The organism is Gemmata algarum, assembly GCF_034097035.1.
GTDB classification, from domain to species: Bacteria; Planctomycetota; Planctomycetia; order Gemmatales; family Gemmataceae; genus Gemmata; species Gemmata algarum.
In genome coordinates, this window is the sequence record NZ_JAXBLV010000013.1 from 35,154 (window position 1) to 54,276 (window position 19,123).

16 protein-coding genes are annotated in these 19,123 nt (G+C 67.4%); 6 read left to right on the forward strand and 10 right to left on the reverse strand.

Going from position 1 to position 19,123, the window contains the following annotated elements:
* Positions 1-57 precede the first annotated feature (57 nt).
* Positions 58-3,219, forward strand: coding sequence for a multiheme c-type cytochrome (locus R5W23_RS02800; protein ID WP_320685005.1), 3,162 nt, complete (start codon positions 58-60; stop codon positions 3,217-3,219).
* 77 nt (positions 3,220-3,296) lie between these two features.
* Positions 3,297-5,171: a CRTAC1 family protein gene (locus R5W23_RS02805; protein WP_320685006.1), complete on the forward strand. Its 1,875-nt coding sequence runs from the start codon at positions 3,297-3,299 to the stop codon at positions 5,169-5,171.
* Positions 5,172-5,389: 218 nt separating this feature from the next.
* Here the strand turns inward: R5W23_RS02805 and R5W23_RS02810 are convergent, their stop codons facing one another.
* A complete protein-coding gene (locus R5W23_RS02810) occupies positions 5,390-6,553 on the reverse strand; it encodes a hypothetical protein (protein ID WP_261190117.1) in 1,164 nt (387 codons plus the stop codon).
* A gap of 393 nt (positions 6,554-6,946) precedes the next feature.
* Here R5W23_RS02810 and R5W23_RS02815 point away from each other — a divergent pair, with 393 nt between their 5' ends.
* From R5W23_RS02815 to R5W23_RS02830, 4 genes are all read left to right on the forward strand, one after another.
* Positions 6,947-7,459, forward strand: a complete 513-nt coding sequence (locus tag R5W23_RS02815; protein WP_320685007.1) for a hypothetical protein — start codon at positions 6,947-6,949, stop codon at positions 7,457-7,459.
* A gap of 211 nt (positions 7,460-7,670) precedes the next feature.
* Positions 7,671-8,987 carry an FAD-dependent oxidoreductase gene (locus R5W23_RS02820; protein WP_320685008.1) on the forward strand — a complete coding sequence of 439 codons (1,317 nt, stop codon included), beginning with the start codon at positions 7,671-7,673 and terminating at the stop codon, positions 8,985-8,987.
* Between the two features lie 9 nt (positions 8,988-8,996).
* On the forward strand, positions 8,997-10,949 hold the full coding sequence (locus R5W23_RS02825) for a 2,3-oxidosqualene cyclase (protein WP_320685009.1): 1,953 nt from the start codon (positions 8,997-8,999) through the stop codon (positions 10,947-10,949).
* Between the two features lie 342 nt (positions 10,950-11,291).
* Positions 11,292-11,963, forward strand: coding sequence for an RNA ligase family protein (locus tag R5W23_RS02830; RefSeq protein WP_010036459.1), 672 nt, complete (start codon positions 11,292-11,294; stop codon positions 11,961-11,963).
* 55 nt (positions 11,964-12,018) lie between these two features.
* Here R5W23_RS02830 and R5W23_RS02835 read toward each other — a convergent pair whose 3' ends face one another.
* The 9 genes from R5W23_RS02835 to R5W23_RS32570 form a co-directional block, all read right to left on the reverse strand.
* On the reverse strand, positions 12,019-12,438 hold the full coding sequence (locus R5W23_RS02835; RefSeq protein WP_261189839.1) for a FoF1 ATP synthase subunit delta/epsilon: 420 nt from the start codon (positions 12,436-12,438) through the stop codon (positions 12,019-12,021).
* Positions 12,439-12,531: 93 nt separating this feature from the next.
* Positions 12,532-13,971, reverse strand: coding sequence for a F0F1 ATP synthase subunit beta (gene atpD / locus R5W23_RS02840; protein ID WP_261189838.1), 1,440 nt, complete (start codon positions 13,969-13,971; stop codon positions 12,532-12,534).
* 34 nt (positions 13,972-14,005) lie between these two features.
* Positions 14,006-14,494, reverse strand: coding sequence for a DUF1569 domain-containing protein (locus tag R5W23_RS02845; RefSeq protein ID WP_320685010.1), 489 nt, complete (start codon positions 14,492-14,494; stop codon positions 14,006-14,008).
* 34 nt (positions 14,495-14,528) lie between these two features.
* The gene (atpG, locus tag R5W23_RS02850; RefSeq protein ID WP_320685011.1) at positions 14,529-15,434 is read right to left on the reverse strand and encodes an ATP synthase F1 subunit gamma; all 906 of its coding nucleotides are present in this window, start codon (positions 15,432-15,434) and stop codon (positions 14,529-14,531) included.
* Positions 15,435-15,460: 26 nt separating this feature from the next.
* Positions 15,461-15,727 carry a hypothetical protein gene (locus tag R5W23_RS02855; protein WP_320685012.1) on the reverse strand — a complete coding sequence of 89 codons (267 nt, stop codon included), beginning with the start codon at positions 15,725-15,727 and terminating at the stop codon, positions 15,461-15,463.
* 62 nt (positions 15,728-15,789) lie between these two features.
* Positions 15,790-17,514: a F0F1 ATP synthase subunit alpha gene (atpA, locus tag R5W23_RS02860; RefSeq protein WP_320685013.1), complete on the reverse strand. Its 1,725-nt coding sequence runs from the start codon at positions 17,512-17,514 to the stop codon at positions 15,790-15,792.
* On the reverse strand, positions 17,504-18,112 hold the full coding sequence (locus R5W23_RS02865) for a F0F1 ATP synthase subunit delta (protein WP_320685014.1): 609 nt from the start codon (positions 18,110-18,112) through the stop codon (positions 17,504-17,506). The genes atpA and R5W23_RS02865 overlap by 11 nt, the downstream gene beginning before the upstream one ends.
* Positions 18,113-18,260: 148 nt before the next feature.
* Positions 18,261-18,851, reverse strand: coding sequence for an ATP synthase F0 subunit B (locus tag R5W23_RS02870; RefSeq protein WP_320685015.1), 591 nt, complete (start codon positions 18,849-18,851; stop codon positions 18,261-18,263).
* A 40-nt stretch (positions 18,852-18,891) separates the two neighbouring features.
* Positions 18,892-19,104, reverse strand: coding sequence for an ATP synthase F0 subunit C (locus tag R5W23_RS32570; protein WP_050790231.1), 213 nt, complete (start codon positions 19,102-19,104; stop codon positions 18,892-18,894).
* Positions 19,105-19,123: the final 19 nt, after the last annotated feature.

Genomic DNA, 19,123 nt, shown 5'->3' on the forward strand with positions numbered 1-19,123 from the left:
GTTCGCTCTGCGGTATCGTTACCTTGGCTCGCGTAGGTCTACAAACGGGCTCGCACGATGGATACCTCTCCCGCACCCGCCGAGACGCCGGTCGTCGTTGTACGGCGGGCGGTGAAACCGTTCCGACCGTACCAGCCCGCGATCGGGCCGAAGCTCCGCGTGCTGCTGCTGGTCGTGTTCGGCACGTTCGCGTTCCTCGGCGCCACGGGCGTGTACCTCGCCGCGGTGTCAGTGTTGAACTACGTCCGGGCGCCGCAGAGCTATACTACCCCGTTCGGCTTGTGGGTGTTCCTCGCGCACATCGCCGTGGGGGTGCTGGGCACGTTCCCGTTCGTGGCGTTCGGCGCGTACCACTGGGTCACCGCCCGGAAGCGCGAGAACCGCGTGGCGGTGCGGCTCGGGGTGCTGCTCTTCGCACTCGGGCTGCTGGTGTGTGTGTCCGGGTTCGCGCTCGTGCAACTGGACGGGCTGCCCCAACTGCCGACGGGCTCGGCCTCGCGCGCGGTGGCGTACTGGCTCCACATCGCGCTGCCGGCGGGGGCGGTGTGGGCCTACGTGGCGCACCGCCGCGCCGGGCCGCCGATCAAGTGGCGGCTCGCGAAGGCGTGGGGGGGCGCCGCCGTGGCGTTCACCGGCGTGATGGTCGTGATGCACGCCCAGGACCCGCGCACGTGGTTCCGCGAGGGGCCGAAGGAGGGCGCGCAGTACTTCGAGCCGTCGATGACCCGCACCGCCGACGGGAAGTTCATCTCCGCGGACGTGCTGATGATGGACAGCTACTGCGCGAAGTGTCACCAGGACGTGGCGAACGACCACTTCCACTCCGCGCACAAGTTCAGCTCGTTCAACAACCCGGCGTACCTGTTCAGCGTCCGCGAGACGCGCAAGGTGGGGCTGGAGAAGGACGGGACGGTGAAGTCCTCGCGCTGGTGCGCCGGGTGCCACGACATCGTTCCGTTCGTGAGCGGGGCGTTCGACGACCCCAACTACGACGACGTGAACGACCGGACCGCGCACGCCGGCATCACGTGTACGGTGTGCCACGCGATCACGCACGTGAACGGCACCTTCGGCAACGGCGCGTACACCATCGAGGAGCCGCCGCACTACCCGTTCGCGCAGAGCACCAACCCGCTGTTGCAGTGGGTCAACAACCAGATGGTGAAGGCCAAGCCGGACTTCCACAAGCAGACCTTCCTCAAGCCGTTCCACAAGACGGCGGAGTTCTGCTCCACCTGCCACAAAGTGTCGTTGCCCGTGGAACTCAACCACTACAAGGAGTTCCTGCGCGGGCAGAACCACTACGACTCGTACCTCCTGAGCGGCGTCTCGGGGCGCGGGGTGCGGAGCTTCTATTACCCGCCGCAGGCGAAGGAAAATTGTGCCGCGTGCCACATGCCGGTGAAGCCCAGCGCGGACTTCGGCGCGAAGGACTTCGACAACTCGGGCACCCGGAAGGTTCACAACCACCGGTTCCCGGGCTCCAACACCGGGCTGTTCACGCTTTTGAAAGAGGAGCCGCGCTACGCGCAACACGCGGACGGCTTCCAGCAGACCATCGACATGCACGCGAAGTACCTGCGCGGCACGGCGGCGGACGGGAGCGACAAAAAGGTCCGCGTGGACATCTTCGGCGTGAAGGGCGGCAACGCGCTCGACCCGGCGGCGCTGGTCGCGCCGCTGCGCCCCCAACTGCCCGCGCTGAAGCCGGGCAAAACGTACACGGTGGAGGTGGTGGTGCGGACCCTCGGGCTCGGGCACCACTTCTCGCAGGGCACGGTGGACTCCAACGAGATCTGGGTCGACTTCCGCGCCACCGCTGGCGGCGTCGAAATCGCTCGCAACGGCGCGCTGGCGGGGCCGAACGAGACCGGCGAGGTGGACCGGTGGGCGCACTACATCAACGTCCACATGCTCGACCGCGACGGGAACCGGGTCAACCGCCGCAACCCGCAGGACATCTTCACCCCGCTGTACGACAAGCAGATCCCGCCGGGCGCCGCGGCGGTGATGCACTACCGCATCGACGTGCCCGAGAACGTCCCGGGGCCGATCGAGCTGACCGCGAGGGTGCGGTACCGCAAGTTCGACTACGAGTACATGAAGCTCGTTCACGGCGGGAAGGAGCCGCCGAAGCTCCCGATCGTTGACCTATGTGAGGACGCGGTGACGCTCCCGGTTGAGGGCCGTGGTGGCGCCCCGGAGCAGGCGTCGCCGGTCAAGCCGGCGTGGCAGCGGTGGAACGATTACGGCATCGCGTGCCTGCTCGAAGGGGGAGGGAAGCGGGGGCACTTCAAGCAGGCCGAGGCGGCGTTCAAAACGCTCACGACGCTCGGCGGCGACGCCGTGGCGCAAGGGCATCTGAACTTGGCCCGTGTTTACATCGAGGAAGGGCGGTTCGACGAGGCGGCGCGGGCACTGGACGCGGCCGGAAAATGCGACCCGCCGGCGGCGCCGTGGTCGCGGGCGTGGTTCACCGCGCTGGTGAACAACCAGAACGCGAGCCGCAAGGAGCACTTCGACGCCGTCATCGCGGACGTGGAGAAGCTCCTCGACCCGGCCGCCCAGCCGCGCGACCGGGGGTTCGACTTCACGAAAGACTACGTCGTCTGGAACACGCTCGCCAACTGGCTGTTCAAGCGGCGCACGTCCGAGGAGCCGGGGTCGGAGGCGCGCCGCGCGTACCTCGTCCGCGCGATCAAGGCGGCGGAACGGGTGCTGGCGCTCGAAGCCGAGGACGTGGCCGCGCACGACCTGCTCGCGCTCGCTTACGGCGAACTCGGCGGCGAACTGACGGCGCAACCGGCGGTAACCGTTACACCGGGGTGGGCGCTGGGCGAGGTCGCGGCCTCGACCGACCCGAAGCAGCCGGCGCCCCGGCGCGTCGCCGCGGGCGCGAATGTAGCGGCGGCGGTGCCGCAACTGCCGGCCCCGAAGCTCGCCACGGTGCGCGAAGCGCTCGAAAAACTGCGGGCCGCCTTCCACGCCGAGGCCGACGCCGAGGTGCGGGCCGCGCTCGCCGCTGCGCTGGCGAAGCTGCACCGCGAGTCCCACGCGATCTACAAGCCCGACGAGATCGCCCGCTCGACGGCGACGCGCATCTACCGGGCGAAGAACCCCGCGGCGAACTACGCCGCCGGCGATCGCGTCATCTACCCGACCACGCCGGCCCACCGTGACGCAATCGTGAAGTCCGGCGAACTGCCGCCGGCGAAATGAGCGAACCCGCGGAACGTCTCCCCGCTCCTCACGTCCGAGTGAGGAGCGGGGAGACGTTCTTTCAGAAAATTCTCCACATGAAGCGACCCTATCTCCTTTTAGTTCTGATTGCTGTTGCCGTGACCGGCACCGGCGGGTTCTTTGTCGTCCGCTGGCTAAACGCGCCAAAGGCCGAGCGGACGCAGATCACCCCCGACGCGCCGCGGGCACGCACGGCGACCGTGAACGTGCCCGCGATTACCTTCACGGACGTAACGGACGCGAGCGGCGTGCGGTTCCGCCACCACGCCGGGTACTCGGGGCACAAGCTGCTGCCCGAAACGATGGGCGGCGGGGTGGCGTGTTTCGACTACGACAACGACGGCAAACCCGACATTCTCTTCGTGAACGGCCGCACCTGGCCCGGGTTCGATGCGCCCGCCGCGGCCCCCACGCTGAGGCTCTTTCGTAACACGGGCGGGTTCGCGTTCGAAGACGTGACCGCGCGGGTCGGGTTGGACAAAGTGATGTACGGGATGGGCGTAGCGGTCGGCGATTTCGACAACGACGGGTTCGCGGACGTGTTCGTGTCGTGCGTGGGCAAGCACCACCTGTTCCGCAACGTGGGCGGGAAGACGTTTGCCGATGTGACCGACGCGGCGGGCGTCGGCGGGGCGGGCGAGCTGCCGAACGTGAGCCGGGACGAGTTCCTGGCGTGGAAGCCGCCGATCCCGTTCGGCTCGTCGGCCACCTTCGTCGATTACGACGGCGACGGCAAGCTCGACCTGTTCGTGTGCCACTACGTGACGTGGTCGCCCGCCATCGACCGCAGCATCAACTCGACCCTGGAGGGCGGCCGGCGCACCTTCGTGCAACCCCGCGACTTCGACGGCTCCTTGTGCGCGCTGTACCGCAACGTGGACGGCAAGCGGTTCGAGGACGTGTCCGCGAAGGTCGGTGTGCAGGTCACCGAGAAGGAAGGGACCGACGCGAGCGCGCGCGTGCGCCCCGTCGGGAAGGCGCTCGGCGTGGTGCTGTGCGACCCCGACGGCGACGGCTGGCCCGATCTGCTCGTCGCGAACGATTCGGTGCGCAACTTCTTCTTCCACAACGTGCCGAACCCGGACGGCACGCGGAAATTTGAGGAGCAGGGCTACCCGCTCGGTGCGGCCTACGCCGATAACGGTGTCGCGCGAGCCGGGATGGGTATCGATTGGGCCGAGTTCGCCCCGGGGCGCGTGGCGGCCGTCGTGGCCAACTTCACGGACGAACCGCTCACCTTCCTGGAGAAGGACCGCAATCGGCTCGCGTTCTCGGACGTGGCGCAAGGCGTCGGGCTCATCGGCCCGAGCCGCACCGCGCTGAAGTTCGGCACCCTGTTCTTCGACTACGACAACGACGGCCGCCAGGACCTGTTGGTGTGCAACGGGCACATCGAGCCCGAAATCGGCGTGATCAAAGCGACCCAGACCCACGCGCAGCCCGTCCAGCTCTACTGGAACACGGGGGACGCGCACTGCTATTTTGAGCCGGTCGGGGCGGACCGGGCCGGGGCGGCGCTGTTCAAACCCCAGGTCGGGCGCGGGTGCGCGGTCGCGGACCTCGACGGCGACGGCGACCTGGATCTGGTGCTGGCCGCCAACGGCGGTGAGGCCCGCGTGCTCCGCAACGACGCGCCGAAGGCGAACCACTTCGTCCGGCTGGACCTGCGCGGCGACGGGGCAAAATCGAACCGGTCGGCGATCGGCGCGCAGGTAACCGTTGAAGCCGGCGGGCAGAAGCTTCAGCGCCAGATCTCCGGCGGGCGCGGGTATCTGAGCCAGTCGGAACTCGTGCTGACGGTCGGGCTCGGTTCGCTCACAACGGCCGATCGGGTAACGGTGCGCTGGCCCGGAAAAGCGGCGGGCGCCGAGACGTGGACGAACCTGGAAGCCGATCGGACCCACGTGCTCAAACAAGGCGAGGGTAAGTAACCGGTCGGACGCATCTGTCGGGAGCGTGGCCCGCTTGACGACGTGCTTCGCTCACGGCCCGGCGGTACACTCGGGCCGCGACGCGCCGACGGGAGGGGCTGATGACCGATTCGGTGGCGCCGATACCCCTTCGCGCCCGGCCCGAGCTCGGTTACCCTCGAGCCGCGGGCGCCGCGCGGGTCGGGGGCGCCGGTGCAAGCACTCGCGCCTCCGGTCCGCTATTGCACCACCAGCCCGACCGCGTGGAGGACAGCCGCCTTGTCAGTGATCAGACCGATCACCGCTCGGCCGTCGCCGCCGAGCTTGGTTTCCTTTTTGCCGCTCCCATGTGGGCCGCACCAGGGGCTCTCGTACTTGTCCGCCGGGTCGAGCCGGCCGTCCGGCTTGACTCTCATGAACGTCACGCGAATGCCGTCCACGAACTTGTTCGACTTCACGGTCAGCCCGCCGACCGCGTACCCCGGCCGGGCCATCACCCGCTGCTGGCCGTGATCCGGCCAGTCCCGGTCGAACAGCGGCCACAGGCCGCCCAGGCAGCTCTCGCCGTCCCACCCGCCGACCGAGTAGTCGAACCCGACGATTGGCTTGCCGCCGTCCACGGTCCACCGCTTGAACTTGTGCGGCTCCGGGATGCCGGCCAACTCCGTCTCCTCGCCGGTGCCGGGGCTGGCCCACAGCTCCTTTGGGGGCGCGGGCGGCGGGGTCCTGAGCTTGGCCGTCTCCTCGGCCGTCCACGCCCGGGCGGCCGTGATCGGGAACCTGGTCGTCCCGAGGATCACCGAGTTGGACACCTTGAACGTCTTGCGGAACGCGACCCCGTACCCGTGCTCCTCCCGAATGACGTACAACTCGGCGTCCTTCGGCAACTCCCCGGTCCACGGCCCGCGGTAGGCGACTTCCATCTCGATCGTCCCGGCCCGATCCCCGCCGGGTGACTGGATCGGAACGCGCATGTCCTTGCCGGTGGCCAAGCGGATGACGACCGTCATGCCGCCGTTGGGACCGTCGGCCACCTTTTCCCAGTCCAGCATGAGGGCCTGCCCGCTGCCGGGCCGCGGGCCGAACCGGGTCGGCTTCGGGGTGCCGATGCGGGGGTTGGACAGCTTGTAGACGGTGTCGGTTTTCCGCGGCCGCAACGGGGCGGTCGAGGCGTCGGCCGGCAGAAACGCCTCGCCGAGCTCGGGGCCGTACAGGGCCGCGTTCGGCTCTGCGGGTGCCGGCGTCACGCCGGCCGCCGGCGTGACGGGTGGCGCCGGCGTGACGCCGGCGCCACCCGCGTTCTCGGTCCGGGACGGGGCCGGGGCTTTTTTGCCGCAGCCGGCCGTGAGAGCGACGGCCGCCACGGTGGCGACGAGGAAGCTGTTCCGGGAAGGGAGGCGCACGGCTTTTCCTCTCGTGCAGGGTGAGGGAATCCGCCACCTATCGTACTCGCCTTCACGCAAACGGCATCGAGCGAAGGTTATCGGCTCGATCACGTCGGCGCCCGTTGACTCGCGACCGCCCCGCGCCCGGGTGCCCTCGTTGGGCAAGACCGTGCGGGCTGGTCTCGCGAAACCGACTCGCCCGCACCGAGCGAAAACGATGCGCGAGACGTATTTGGTAGCGACTTTACTCGGCATTTCCGTGGTGGCTTGGTGCGCGCGTGCGCTCGGGCAGCCGGGCGGTGGCAGACTGAATCGACGCCATTTTGAACAAAACGTGATTGCCGCACGACGGTGAATCCGTGATGATGCCGCGGTCAAGTGCGTCACGGGTTCGACGAAGGAGGCATCCGGATGGATAGTATCCTCGGCCTGATCCGCCTGATCCGCCTCTTGTACCAGTTCGGTCAAGGCTCCCAGAAATTCGTGGCGGCGGCGAGCGGCGCGATCAACCAAGCCGACCCGAGTCACGCGGCGGCGCTCCGCCGGAGCTACCGGCAGATACTGAGGGTGACCCTCGGCACGTTTCTGTTCGGGTGCCTTGGGGTTCCAATTCTGGCCGGGTGTGTGGCCGCTTGGGCGCACGGCACGACAGTCACGGACGCCGCTCTCAGGGCCTTGTTCGGGACGATGCTGTCGCTGCTGCCAGCACTCCTCTACTTATTCACCGGCCTCGCGCTGGGCTGCTTGCTCGCCCCTCGCTCCTTTCTGACAAGCCCGGCCGGCGCGAAGTGGATGGAATTGATTGGTACGAGGAACATCAGCGGAGCCCGGGTCATCTGCGGCGCGGTCGTTGGATGCGGTGCGGCTGCGATGGGTGTGATTGGGACCATTATTATCGTTTTCATGGCCCGAATGGACACGTAAGACAGGAGCCGAATCGTCCTCTCCACCAACCATATTCTGGGGGCGGGCTATTTAGCCGGCCGCACGGCTGTCGCAAGGGCGATCCGGCTTGTGGGCATGGCCCGACGCGGAAGGCTTGGTCTTGTGGTCTGCCGCGCGGGATGCGATAAGATATCAACCATACGCCCGTCTCAGGCGCGGCGCGCTCCTCACAGCGACCACGGCTGGTCTCATGCGTCCTCATGGCTCGTCCGGTCTCGGACTCTTTCCCTCGCACCTGACGGCGGACGTGGCGGTCGTTGGCGGCGGCCCGGTCGGGTGTGTCACGGCCCTCGCGTTCGCCCGGGCCGGTGCCCGTGTGTGCCTGATCGATGCGAACGCGCAGTCCCACCGGCTCGGCGGCGAGTGGCTGCACCCCACCGGGGCCGGGATACTCTCCGACCTCGGTGTGGATTTCGAGCGAGACCGCATCCCGCACGCCGCCGGACACGGGTTCGCCATCTTCCCCAAAGGCTCCGATCCGATCGTACTCCCCTACGTGGGCGGCGAGCGCGGGATCGGGTGCCAGCACCACCTCATCATCGAGGCGGTTCAGAAAGTCGTCGAACGCACACCCGGCATAACCGCGCTTTCCGGCTACCGGGCCACGGCCGTGAGCCGCGGCACCCTCACCACGACGAGCGCGGACCGCAAGCGAACCGTTGAAGTCGCGGCGGGGCTGGTCGTTGGGGCCGACGGGCGGCAATCGGTGGTGCGGCAATCACTTGGGTACGAAGGCGGCTCGCGCCCGGTGTCGTACATGCTCGGCGTACTCATCGACGCCCGCTCGCTGCCATTTGATGGGTACGGGAACGTGTTCCTGGGCGGGCCGGGGCCGGTGCTGGCGTTCCGCGTGAACGAGCGGCAGGCCCGCATGTGTTTCGACGTGCCGGCGGATCGGGTGGCGTTGGTGCGGAACCCGACCGAACTGCTCGCGGCGTACCAAAACAGCATCCCGGTTCCGCTCCGCGAGGCCTGCGCGCGGGCGCTGGGCGAGGCCGCCCCCTCGGTTGCGGCGAACCAGTGGATGCGGCGCCGGCAGTACGGCCGAAAGGGCGTCGCGCTCGTCGGGGACGCCGTGGGCCACTGCCACCCCCTCTGCGCCGTTGGAATGTCGGTGGGGTTCCTCGACGCGGTGGCGCTGTCGGGGGCCGGCTCTGTGGAAGAATACGCGAGCGTACGGCGTGCCGGCGGGCGCGTGCCAGAACTGCTCTCGATGGGGCTTTACGACCTGTTCGTTGGTGCCGACGCGGGGAGTACCGAGTTACGCGAGGCGGTGTACCACACCTGGCGCACGTCGGCCGCCGCGCGGCACGACACGATGCGACTGCTGGCGGTTCGCGAGACCCGGCGCGCGGCGCTGGGGGTGACGTTCGCACGCCTGCTAGTTGCGGCGTCGCGCCAAGTGGTGTCCGGCGCCGCACGCCGACCGGTGGCGTACACGGCGGGGGCCGTTGCCGGATTTGCGAGCTGGGCCGGATGGTTCGCCCGCGAGGCTCTTACAAACTGATGCCGTCTGATGCCGCACGATCCCACTGCCCGCGCGGCCGCGCGCCTGACCGAGACCCAGCAGCCCGCCGGGTGTTGGGAAGGCGAGATGATCTGGTGCCCGGTCGTCACGGCACAAGTCGCGATCACGCGGCACGTTGTCGGGATGCCCTTCTCGGACGCCGACGCGGCCAAGATCATCCGCCACTTCGAGTTCTCCCAACTGCCGAACGGCGCATTCGGCTTGCACCCCGAACACCCCGGTTCGGTTTTCGTCACCACGCTCGTGTACGTCGCGGCGCGGTGCCTCGGTGTGAGTGCGGAGCACGCCGTCACCGCGAAGGCGCGGGAATGGCTTCACGCGCAGCCGGGCGGGGTGTTGTCCGCGCCGACGTGGGGGAAGTTTTGGCTCACGTTGCTCGGACTGTACGGCCGCGACGGGCTGCGCCCGCTGCTCCCCGAACTCGCGCTGCTGCCCAAAGCGTTCCCCGTCCATCCGGTCCGCTTTTACTGCCACACGCGGTACGTGTACCTGGCGATGTCGCTGCTCCAGGGCGCGCACGCGACGTTCGACCTCGGCCCGCTTCGCGCGGATCTGGAACGCGAGTTGTACGGTCCGCTGGTGGTGCCCGAGTCGTTCCGCCAGTACCGCTACCGCCTCGCCGAAACCGACGCCTTCGAGCCGCCGAACCTGCTCATTCGGGCCGCCGAGCGTGTGATGGGCTGGTACGATCGCGTTGCGCTGCCCGGGCTGCGCCGCGCCGCACTCAAGCGGTGCGCGGACCTGATCGACCTGGACCTCGACGCGACCGGTCACCTCACCCTGTCGCCGGTGAACGGCACGCTCAACGTGCTCGCGCTGTTCGCACGCGGCGCGGACCGCGAGGTGATCGCCAAGTGCGTCAGCGGGTTCGAGTTCTATCGTTTCGACGACCCCGAGCGCGGGCTGCGGTACTCCGGGGGCCGCACACGCACCTGGGACACGGGGTTCGCGCTTGAGGCGCTACTGGCGAACCCGGCGGTGGCCTCCGCGAACCGGGACGCGGTCCATCGAGGCTACCGGTTCCTGGCCGCGCACCAGATGTCGAAGTCGGTCGCGGGGCGCGATCCGTCGTTTCCGGACACCGCCCGCGGCGGCTGGTGCCTTGGCGACGGGGGGCACGCGTGGCCGGTGAGCGACTGCACCGCGGAAGCGCTCGCGGCCGTTCTGAGTGCGCCCGCGCAAGGCACGGCGCCCGAGGAACGCATCCCGGACGCCCGGCTGATCCAGGCCGCCGAGTTCATACTGACGCGCCAGAACCGGGACGGCGGGTTCGGCTCCTACGAACGCGCTCGCAGCCCGCGCTGGCTCGAACGGATGAACCCGTCGGAGATGTTCACCCGCTGCATGACGGACCAGTCATACATCGAATGCACGGGGTCGTGCTTGGTGGCGCTCGGACGGTTCCGGAAAGCGATCCCGCACCACGCGGCCGGGCGGATCAGCCGGGCGATGAACCGCGGCGCCCGCTTCCTCTTGAGCCGGCAGCGCCCGGACGGCGCGTTCCCCGGGGCGTGGGGGGTGTACCTCACCTACGGAACGTTCCACGCGGTGCGCGGGCTGCGGGCCGCTGGGTACGCGCCCTCCCACCGGGCACTTCAGCGGACCGCGGGCTGGCTCCTCGCTACCCAAAAGCGAGACGGCGGCTGGGGGGAGGACTACCACGGTTGTCTTCGGCAGGAGTACGTCGAGCACCCCGAGTCGCAGGCCACGATGACGAGTTGGGCGATTGTAGCGTTGTGCGAGACCGTCGGGGCCGGGCACCCGGCCGTGCAAAAGGGGGCCGCGTGGCTCGTGTCACGCCAGCGGGCCGACGGCTCGTACCCGCGCGAGGCCGTCAACGGGGTGTTCTTCGGAACGGCGATGCTCGATTACGATCTGTATCGCGCGTACTTTCCGACATGGGCGCTCGCACTGGCTTCGGGTACAACTGTGAAAAGTTGATGGCGTTTAGCTCGTCGCTCTGCGACAGGCTGATGTTGCGTCAGCCGAGCTTCTGCCTTCACACCCCGCGCGGGGAGCGCTGTTCCAGCACCGCTTCCGACCGGTCCGCCCCCCGGACGGTCCAGGTCTGGAACAACCCCGCCGATCGTGGTTCCTGGACCGTCCGGGGGGCGGACCGGTCGGCGGTGCCGTGAGCGCTCCGCGCCACAGGAAGAGAAGTTAACGCCGTCAACTCCGAACCCCGTGGCTCGTGCCGCGGGGTTCGTGCATTTGCCGATTGTAAAATGTTCCACGTGGAACGTGGGTAAACGTGCGAACGTAGCGAAGGAAGTTGAACCCTTCGTGGTGCCAGAGTGTCTCCTGGGCACCATGTTGCACTACCCGAAAATTCCCGGCAGCGCAGCGGCCCCGAATGATCGGTGTGTCGCGTTCGAGAAACTCGACGGCACCAACCTGCATTGGTGCTGGGAACGCGACTTCGGCTGGCACGCCTTCGGCACACGTCGCGACGAGTTCAACCTGACACCCGACGGCATCGCCGCATTCAACCTCGCGCACCCGGGACTGGAAGAGGCCGCGCCGGCGTTCATCAACACACTCGCCGAACCGCTCGACACACTTTTGCGGGAGCACCCGAACTACGCCTCCTTTATCACAGTGAAGGTGTTCACCGAGTTTCTGGGGCCGAACTCGTTTGCAGGCGCACACAAGCCCGACGATCCGAAACGGCTCGTCCTGTTCGACGTTTGGGCGGAGGGATACGGGTTTGCTGTACCGAAGACATTCGTGACCGACTTCGGTCACCTGCCGACGCCTCGCGTCGTTTATGAGGGGAAGTTGACCGGCACGTTCCTCGAAGCGGTTCGTGAAGGGAAGTACGGTTTGGCGGAGGGCGTTGTGTGTAAGGGAGGGCCGGGCGGTGAGGACGTGTGGATGGTGAAGGTGAAGACCTATGAGTACCTTGAGCGCCTGAAGAAGGCATTCGGAACGAGATGGAACGAATTCTGGGAATGAAAAACGCGAAGCGACCGATGGCGGTCGCTTCGCGTGTGTTACTGCTGCGGCAGTATCAGGCGGATGTGGTCTTGCCTGCCACTTTCTTGAGTCCGGCGGCGCGGTCGAGGGCTTTTGCCTTGTTTGCCCGTTCGATCGCGGTGGAACTCGGCAGAGCGGCGGCCTCGTTCGCGGCGGCCGTTACCATTTCGGCGGTGATCGCCGCTGCGGCCTTCGCACTGGCGGTCAGCACGGTGACCACGTTCAGCCGGACCTGGACGAAGCCGGCTTCAACGAAGAAACGCTTCGTTGTGGAGCCAGTGACGAGACGCAGCTCGCCCGCTCCGAGCCGCCCGATGAGCGGCGAGCGGCTCGGCTGTACACCCAGCTCTCCGTCGATCATCGGCAGGATGACCATGTCTGCGGTGTCGTCGAGTACGGCCTTCTCGGGCGTAACGACAACCACCTTGAGGTTGCGCGAAGTCGGTTCGGCCATGAGAGCACAGTGGGGGAGTGAGGGGTGAGGGGTGCGGAACTCACAAGCGGCGGGAGCGAACGAACCGCTCCTCGCCCTGTGACTCCGACCCACTTACTTCGCGGCGCCTACTTCGTCGATCTTGCCCACGTAGAGGAACGCGCTCTCGGGGATGTGGTCCCACTTGCCGTCGCACAGTTCCTCGAAGCTGCGGATCGTGTCTTCGAGGGTGGTGAAGTTGCCGGACTTCCCGGTGAACGGCTCCGCCACATAGAACGGCTGGCTCAGGAACCGCTCGATGCGGCGCGCCCGCTCCACAACCTTCTTGTCCTCTTCGCTCAGTTCTTCGACGCCGAGGATGGCGATGATGTCTTGCAGTTCGCGGTACCGCTGCAAGATCCGCTTCACGCGGTCCGCCACCGCGAAGTGACGCTCGCCGACGAACTGCGGGTCGAGCAGACGGCTGTTCGACGCCAGCGGGTCGATGGCGGGGTAGATGCCCTTTTCGGAGATCGACCGCTCGAGGTAGATGAACGCGTCCAGGTGCTGGAACGTGTTCGCGGGGGCCGGGTCGGTGGGGTCGTCGGCCGGCACGTACACGGCTTGAACCGACGTGATGGCCCCGTTTTTGGTCGTGGTGATGCGCTCCTGGAGTTCACCCATTTCGGTGGCGAGCGTCGGCTGGTAACCCACGGCGCTCGGCATACGGCCGAGGAGCGCGGACACTTCGGAACCCGCCTGCGAGAAGCGGAAGATGTTGTCCACGAAGAGCAGCGTTTCGGTCCCGGTCACGTCGCGGAACCACTCGGCCATCGTCAGGGCCGACAGCGCGACCCGCAGGCGGGCGCCCGGCGGCTCGTTCATCTGGCCGAACACCATCGCACAGCTCTCGAGAACGCTCTTGGCGTCCGCGCTGGCGTCGGTCTTCGTTTCCTGCATTTCGAGCCAGAGGTCGTTCCCTTCGCGGGTCCGCTCGCCCACCCCGGCGAACACCGAGTAGCCCTTATAGACCTTCGCGATGCGGTTGATCAGCTCGGTAAGAATAACCGTCTTGCCCAGACCGGCACCGCCGAACAGGCCGGCCTTACCGCCACGCGCCAGCGGGGTGAGGAGGTCGATAACCTTGATGCCCGTGACGAGCACCTCGGCCTTCGGGGACAGCTCGTCGAACTTCGGCGGCTCGCGGTGGATGGCCCGCTTTTCGGTGGTTTGAACTGCGCCGCCGCCGTCGATCGGTTGGCCGAGCAGGTTGAACACGCGGCCCAGCGTGCCCAGACCCACCGGCACCGACACCGGCGCCCCGGTGTCGGTGCAGTCCATGCCGCGGACGAGGCCGTCGGTGCTGCCCAGCGCGACACAGCGGACGCGGCTGCCGCCGAGGTGCTGCTGGACCTCGCCGGTCAGGCTGATCTCGGTGCCGCTGGCGGACTTCGTGGTGATCGTCAGCGCGTTGTAGATGGCGGGCAGGTGGCCTTCCTCGAACTCCACGTCGAACGTGGAGCCGATGATTTGCACGATCTTGCCGAGCTTGTTATTCGTCGCGGTGGTGACCATGTTCTCTCTCTTCGGGAGGGCGAGTGAGCCCGCGCTACGCTTGTGGAATCAAGAAACTTAGGTGGTGCGCGCAGTGAAGGCGTTGCACCTTGTGTCCGGTCTCGTGGTCGAGCACGCCCAACAGCGGCGACGGGCGGTACGGACCCGGAAACGCCTTGAACCGTTCGACCGCCTCTTTCAATTTCGCGACCGCTTCGCTCGGGTCACCGCCCGGCGCGGTGACCGATTGGGTGAGCGTCGGCTGGCCGGCGGGCATCTCGCCCTTTTCCAGCGCCGCCCGCAGTGCGGGGCCTGCGACCGTGTTGCGCATCAGCCACAGTACCGGGCGGAGCAGCGGCGGCGTTCGCGGGAACCCCTCGACCGGGTAGCGGAGCCACTCGGCGAGGTGGAAGCACACCTGCGCCAGATCCCAGTTGCCGACTTTGTCGTATCCCTTTGCGAGCAGGTTTTCGGCGTCCGCGATGGCTTCGTCAAGCGTGGCAAACGTCAACTTCCGTCGCTCGGGCTTGTTCGCGGCGCTCATAGGGTTTGCTGCCGTGTGTGAACCGGAGCCTTGATCACTTCAACGCTTCCGAACCCGCGATCAGCTCCGAGATCTCTTTCGTGATGTTCGCCTGGCGGGTGCGGTTGTAGAGCCGGGTGATGTCCTTGATGAGGTCGCCGGCGTTCTCGGTCGCGGCCTTCATCGCGATCCGGCGGGCGATCTGCTCGCTCACCGCGGCGTCGAGGAACATCTTGAACAGCCGCACTTTCAGGGCGGCCGGAACCAGTTCTTCGAGGATCTCGGCGGCGTTCGGGATGAACTCGTATTCGACCTTCGCGTCCGCCCCGCCGGCCGCTCCCTCGGTTACCGCCGGGGCGCTCTTTCGTGTCTCAACGCCGACCGACGACAGCGGCAGCAGCGTTTCGACAACGGCTTGCTGCTTCGCTGCGCTGATGAACCGGGTGTAAACGACCTTCACCTCGTCGATCTGGCCCGAGATGAAGAGGTCAACGTACCGGCTGGCGACCGTGTCCACCTCGGCGAAGCTCGGCTTGTCTTCGAAGTTGGTGTACTCGCGGGTCCGCGGCACGCCCTGGAACTTGAAGAACGCGATGCCCCGCTTGCCCGACACTTCAAGGTCGAACGGGGCGTTGTTGGCGGTCAGTTGGCGGGTGAGTGGGAGCGCCTCGCGGAGCACGCTGCCGTTGTACCCGCCGCACAGCCCGCGGTTGGCGGTGATGACCAGCACCACCGTCTTCTTGACCGGTCGAGTTGCTAGCAGCGGGTGCGTCACGTCGCCCGCGTTCTTGCTGAGGTCGGCGGCCAGCTCCGCGATCTTGCGGGTGTACGCTTCCGCTTCGGTGGCGCGGTCGAGCGCCTTCTTGAACCGGGCGGTCGCGATCAGTTCCATCGTCTTCGTGATCTTGCGGATGTTCCGCACGGCCTTGCGGCGCTTCACGAGTACACGAAGGTTTGCCATCGGCGTTGGTGTTTCGTGTTTGGTGTTTAGTGTTTGATCCGCCCCGGCGGACCCGGCACGTGATACGCGGTGATCACGAAGACCAGGTCCTCATCGCCGAGGCCGTTGCGGCGCCAGATGATCTTCACCCACCGCCCGTTCGGCACCCGCCCGTAACTCTCGGCGCCCGGCTTGGGCGCGTCCCACTCGGCAACGTCTCGCCGGTGTTCCCACGCGAACTCCACCTCGTCGGTCGACAGGTGGTGCATGGCCAGTTTCGCTTCGTTCCAATCGATCCAGAGAAACTGAGCCATGCCTCCTTTTCGCTGTGGTGAACCGGCGGGACAATAACCCCTGCCACTCAGGGGACGGGCCACTAAGCCTTGAACTGCGGCTGGAAGGCCGCGATCGCCTCGTTGAGCGCCTTCACCACGTCGTCGCTCATCTTCTTCTCTTTGGCGAGCAGCGCCCGGCTCTCCGGCTTCTGTTCCTTCATGAACTTCAGGAACTGGTCTTCCCAGTCCTTGACCTTGCGGCGGTCCACCTTGTCCAGCGCGCCGGTGTTCGCGGCGTAGATGATCATGATCTGGTCGATCACGTTCATCGGCTTGTACTGCCCCTGCTTCAGGATCTCGACCATGCGGTAGCCGCGGTCGAGCCGGCTTTGCGTGTCCTTGTCGAGGTCCGTACCGAGCTGGGCGAACGCTTCCAGTTCGCGGAACTGGGCCAGCGCCAGCTTCAGGCCGCCCGCCACCGTCTTGTGCTTCATCGCACCGATCTGGGCGTTGCCGCCGACGCGCGACACCGAGATGCCGACGTCCACGGCCGGGAGCACGCCGGCGTTCTTGAGGTCCGGTTGGAGGTAGATCTGACCGTCGGTGATCGAGATCACGTTGGTCGGGATGTACGCGGACACCTCGCCTTCGAGGGTCTCGATGATCGGGAGCGCGGTGAGCGACCCGCCGCTGCCGGCGACCTTGGCGATCTTCGCACCCGGGAAGCTCTTGAGGTCGTGCTTCGCCTGCTCCAGCCCGCCGCGGTCGCCCGGGCCGACGTACACCATGCCGGTGTCGCCGGGGCCGCGGCGCTCGGTCGGTTTGCCCGCCTTGTTGATGCCCCAGTGGGCCGCGGTCTCTTTGTCTTCGGTCGCGGCGTCGAGGATGACGTACTTCTCGGCCAGCTTGGCGGACCGCTCGAGCAGACGGGAGTGGCAGTAGAACACGTCACCGGGGTACGCCTCGCGGCCCGGGGGGCGACGCACCAGCAGCGAGAGCTGGCGGTACGCCGCCGCCTGCTTCGAGAGGTCGTCGTACACGCACAGCGTGTCTTTGCCCTGTTCGTACATGAAGTACTCGGCCATCGCGGTGCCCGCGTACGGCGCGAGGTACTGGAGCGGTGCGGCGTCGGCGGCGCTGGCGACCACAACGATGGTGTAGTCCATCGCCCCGGTCTTGCGCAGCGATTCCACCACGCCCGCGACCTTCGCTTCCATCTGCCCGCACGCGACGTACACGCAGATGACGCTCTCTTCCTTCTGGTTGATGATCGTGTCGAGCGCGATCGCGGTCTTGCCGGTCTTGCGGTCGCCGATGATCAACTCGCGCTGCCCGCGGCCCACCGGCGTCATCGCGTCGATGGCCTTGATCCCGGTCTGAAGCGGCTGCTTCACCGGCTGGCGGTCGACGATGCCGGGGGCGGGCGACTCGACGAGCCGGCGCTTCGTGGTCTGGATCGGGCCTTTGCCGTCGAGCGGGTTGCCGAGCGGGTCCACGACGCGGCCGATGAGGCCCTCGCCGACCGGAACCGACAGCAGCTCGCCGGTGGTGCGGACCTCCATCCCCTCGGTGACCTTCAGGTAGTCGCCGAGGATGATGACCGCGACCGAGCTCTCTTCGAGGTTGAACGCGAGCCCCTTCACCCCGGCCTGCGGGAAGTCGACCAGCTCGCCGGCCATCACCTCGGACAGGCCGTAGCAGCGCGCGATGCCGTCACCGACTTCAAGCACCTGCCCGACGGCCCGGGTCTCCACTTTCCGGTCGAAGGTGGAGATCGAGTTCTTCAGGACGCTGATGATTTCGCTGGCGTTGATTTTAGTTGCCATGGCTACCGCCCTTGTCGAGCAAGAGTGTCCGGAGGGTCTGGAGTCGCGTGCGAACCGAGGTGTCGACGACCGAGTCGCCGACCTGCACCACCAGCCCGCCGAGCAGGTCGGGGTCCACCCGCACGTTCAACACGGGGTCTTGTTTCAGAAGCTTCTTGAGGTTCTCGGTCAGCTTCGCCGTCTGATCGTCGGTGAGCGGGGCCGCGGCGGTGATTTTCACCGGCACCTGCCCCGCCTGCTCCGCGATGAGCCGCCGGTACGCGGCGGCGACGGGGCGCAGGAGGGCGAGGCGGTTGTTCTGTTGCAGCGTCGCGATCAGCCCCCGCAGCGGGCGGGACACGCGGTCGCCCAGTGCCGCCTCGAGGGCGGCGGCCCGCACCTTCTTCCCGACGACGGGGCTGACCAGCATGTTCGCGACGGTCGGGTCCGCTCCCACGGCATCGACGAACGCGGTCAGTTCGGCGGCCAGTTCGGTGGGCGCCGCGGGGGACACCTGCTGGGCCGACGCGAGCAGCGCCTCGGCGTACACCCGCGCCAGCCGCGACTTCGTCGTGCCGGCGTCGAGAACGGTTTCGTGTTTGACTTCGACGTTTGCCATGATCGCGGTTCCGGTTCGCTTCGTTCCAGATACTCACGCCGCTGGTGCTACAAGACGGTTGCCGCCCTGAACTCGGAAAACGCTTTCGGAGTTCGAGACGGGCCGGCGTCTTGTAGCCAGGGGCGTGGGCCCCTGGCTTTTCGCCCGGTCATGCCTTGGTCGCGTTGAGTTCCGCGATGGAGGCGTTCACCAGTTCGCTCTGCGCGTCAACGGTTACCTGCTGGCGAACCGCCTTGGTCGCCATGAGGGTCGCCAACTCGACCGCCTTGGTGTAGACATCCTTGAGGGCCGCATCGCGCTCGATTGCGACATCCCGCCGGGCCCGCTCTCGCTCGGCGTCAGCTTCTTTGCGCCCCTCTTCGGCGAGCGTCTTCTTCAGGGCCTCGGCGTCGCGCCGGGCTTCGTCCACAATGGCCTTGGCCTGCTGAGCCGCAGCCGCCAACTCGGCGTCCAGCTTGGACCGCAGGGCCGCGGCGTCGTCCTTGGCCTTCTTCGCGTCCTCGATGGCCTGGAACTGGGCCGCCTCGCGGGCTTGCAGGCCTTTGAGGATCGGCCCCCAGGCGAACGCGTACAGGATCGCCAGCAGCGCCACGAACACGATCACGGTGACGATCGAGTTCACGGCGTCCGGCTTCAGCACGTTCGTCGAACCGCCGCCCTCGGACGCCGCCAGCGCGAGAGTCGGCAACAAGAGGACGGCCGCGGTCGCGCAAGCCGCCCGGATGAATGTGGTCGTCATGTGTTGCCACCTCTCGTCGGACAGTTTCGGGGCCGGTCGCTTAGGAGATCTTGTTGACGAGACCGAAGCAGATCACGAGCAGCGCGATGATGGCGGCACCTTCGACGAGGGCGGCCAGCACGATCATGTTGACCTGGATCGCGCCCTTCTGCTCCGGCTGGCGGGCGATGGCGGACAGGGCCGACCACCCGATAAGGCCGATGCCCAGGCCGGCGCCCAGGATGGCGAGGCCGGCACCGATACCCGCACCGATCCCAGCGCCGAGGCTGTTG

Excerpts from the sequence above, each read along its gene's own strand:
- R5W23_RS02820 (WP_320685008.1), top strand. The coding sequence starts at position 7,671 with ATGCGTCCTCATGGCTCGTCCGGTCTCGGACTCTTTCCCTCGCACCTG.
- atpD (WP_261189838.1), bottom strand. The coding sequence starts at position 13,971 with ATGGTCACCACCGCGACGAATAACAAGCTCGGCAAGATCGTGCAAATC.
- R5W23_RS02825 (WP_320685009.1), top strand. The coding sequence starts at position 8,997 with ATGCCGCACGATCCCACTGCCCGCGCGGCCGCGCGCCTGACCGAGACC.
- R5W23_RS02805 (WP_320685006.1), top strand. The coding sequence starts at position 3,297 with ATGAAGCGACCCTATCTCCTTTTAGTTCTGATTGCTGTTGCCGTGACC.
- R5W23_RS02815 (WP_320685007.1), top strand. The coding sequence starts at position 6,947 with ATGGATAGTATCCTCGGCCTGATCCGCCTGATCCGCCTCTTGTACCAG.
- R5W23_RS02870 (WP_320685015.1), bottom strand. The coding sequence starts at position 18,851 with ATGACGACCACATTCATCCGGGCGGCTTGCGCGACCGCGGCCGTCCTC.
- R5W23_RS02855 (WP_320685012.1), bottom strand. The coding sequence starts at position 15,727 with ATGGCTCAGTTTCTCTGGATCGATTGGAACGAAGCGAAACTGGCCATG.
- atpA (WP_320685013.1), bottom strand. The coding sequence starts at position 17,514 with ATGGCAACTAAAATCAACGCCAGCGAAATCATCAGCGTCCTGAAGAAC.
- R5W23_RS02845 (WP_320685010.1), bottom strand. The coding sequence starts at position 14,494 with ATGAGCGCCGCGAACAAGCCCGAGCGACGGAAGTTGACGTTTGCCACG.
- R5W23_RS02800 (WP_320685005.1), top strand. The coding sequence starts at position 58 with ATGGATACCTCTCCCGCACCCGCCGAGACGCCGGTCGTCGTTGTACGG.
- R5W23_RS02865 (WP_320685014.1), bottom strand. The coding sequence starts at position 18,112 with ATGGCAAACGTCGAAGTCAAACACGAAACCGTTCTCGACGCCGGCACG.
- R5W23_RS02835 (WP_261189839.1), bottom strand. The coding sequence starts at position 12,438 with ATGGCCGAACCGACTTCGCGCAACCTCAAGGTGGTTGTCGTTACGCCC.
- atpG (WP_320685011.1), bottom strand. The coding sequence starts at position 15,434 with ATGGCAAACCTTCGTGTACTCGTGAAGCGCCGCAAGGCCGTGCGGAAC.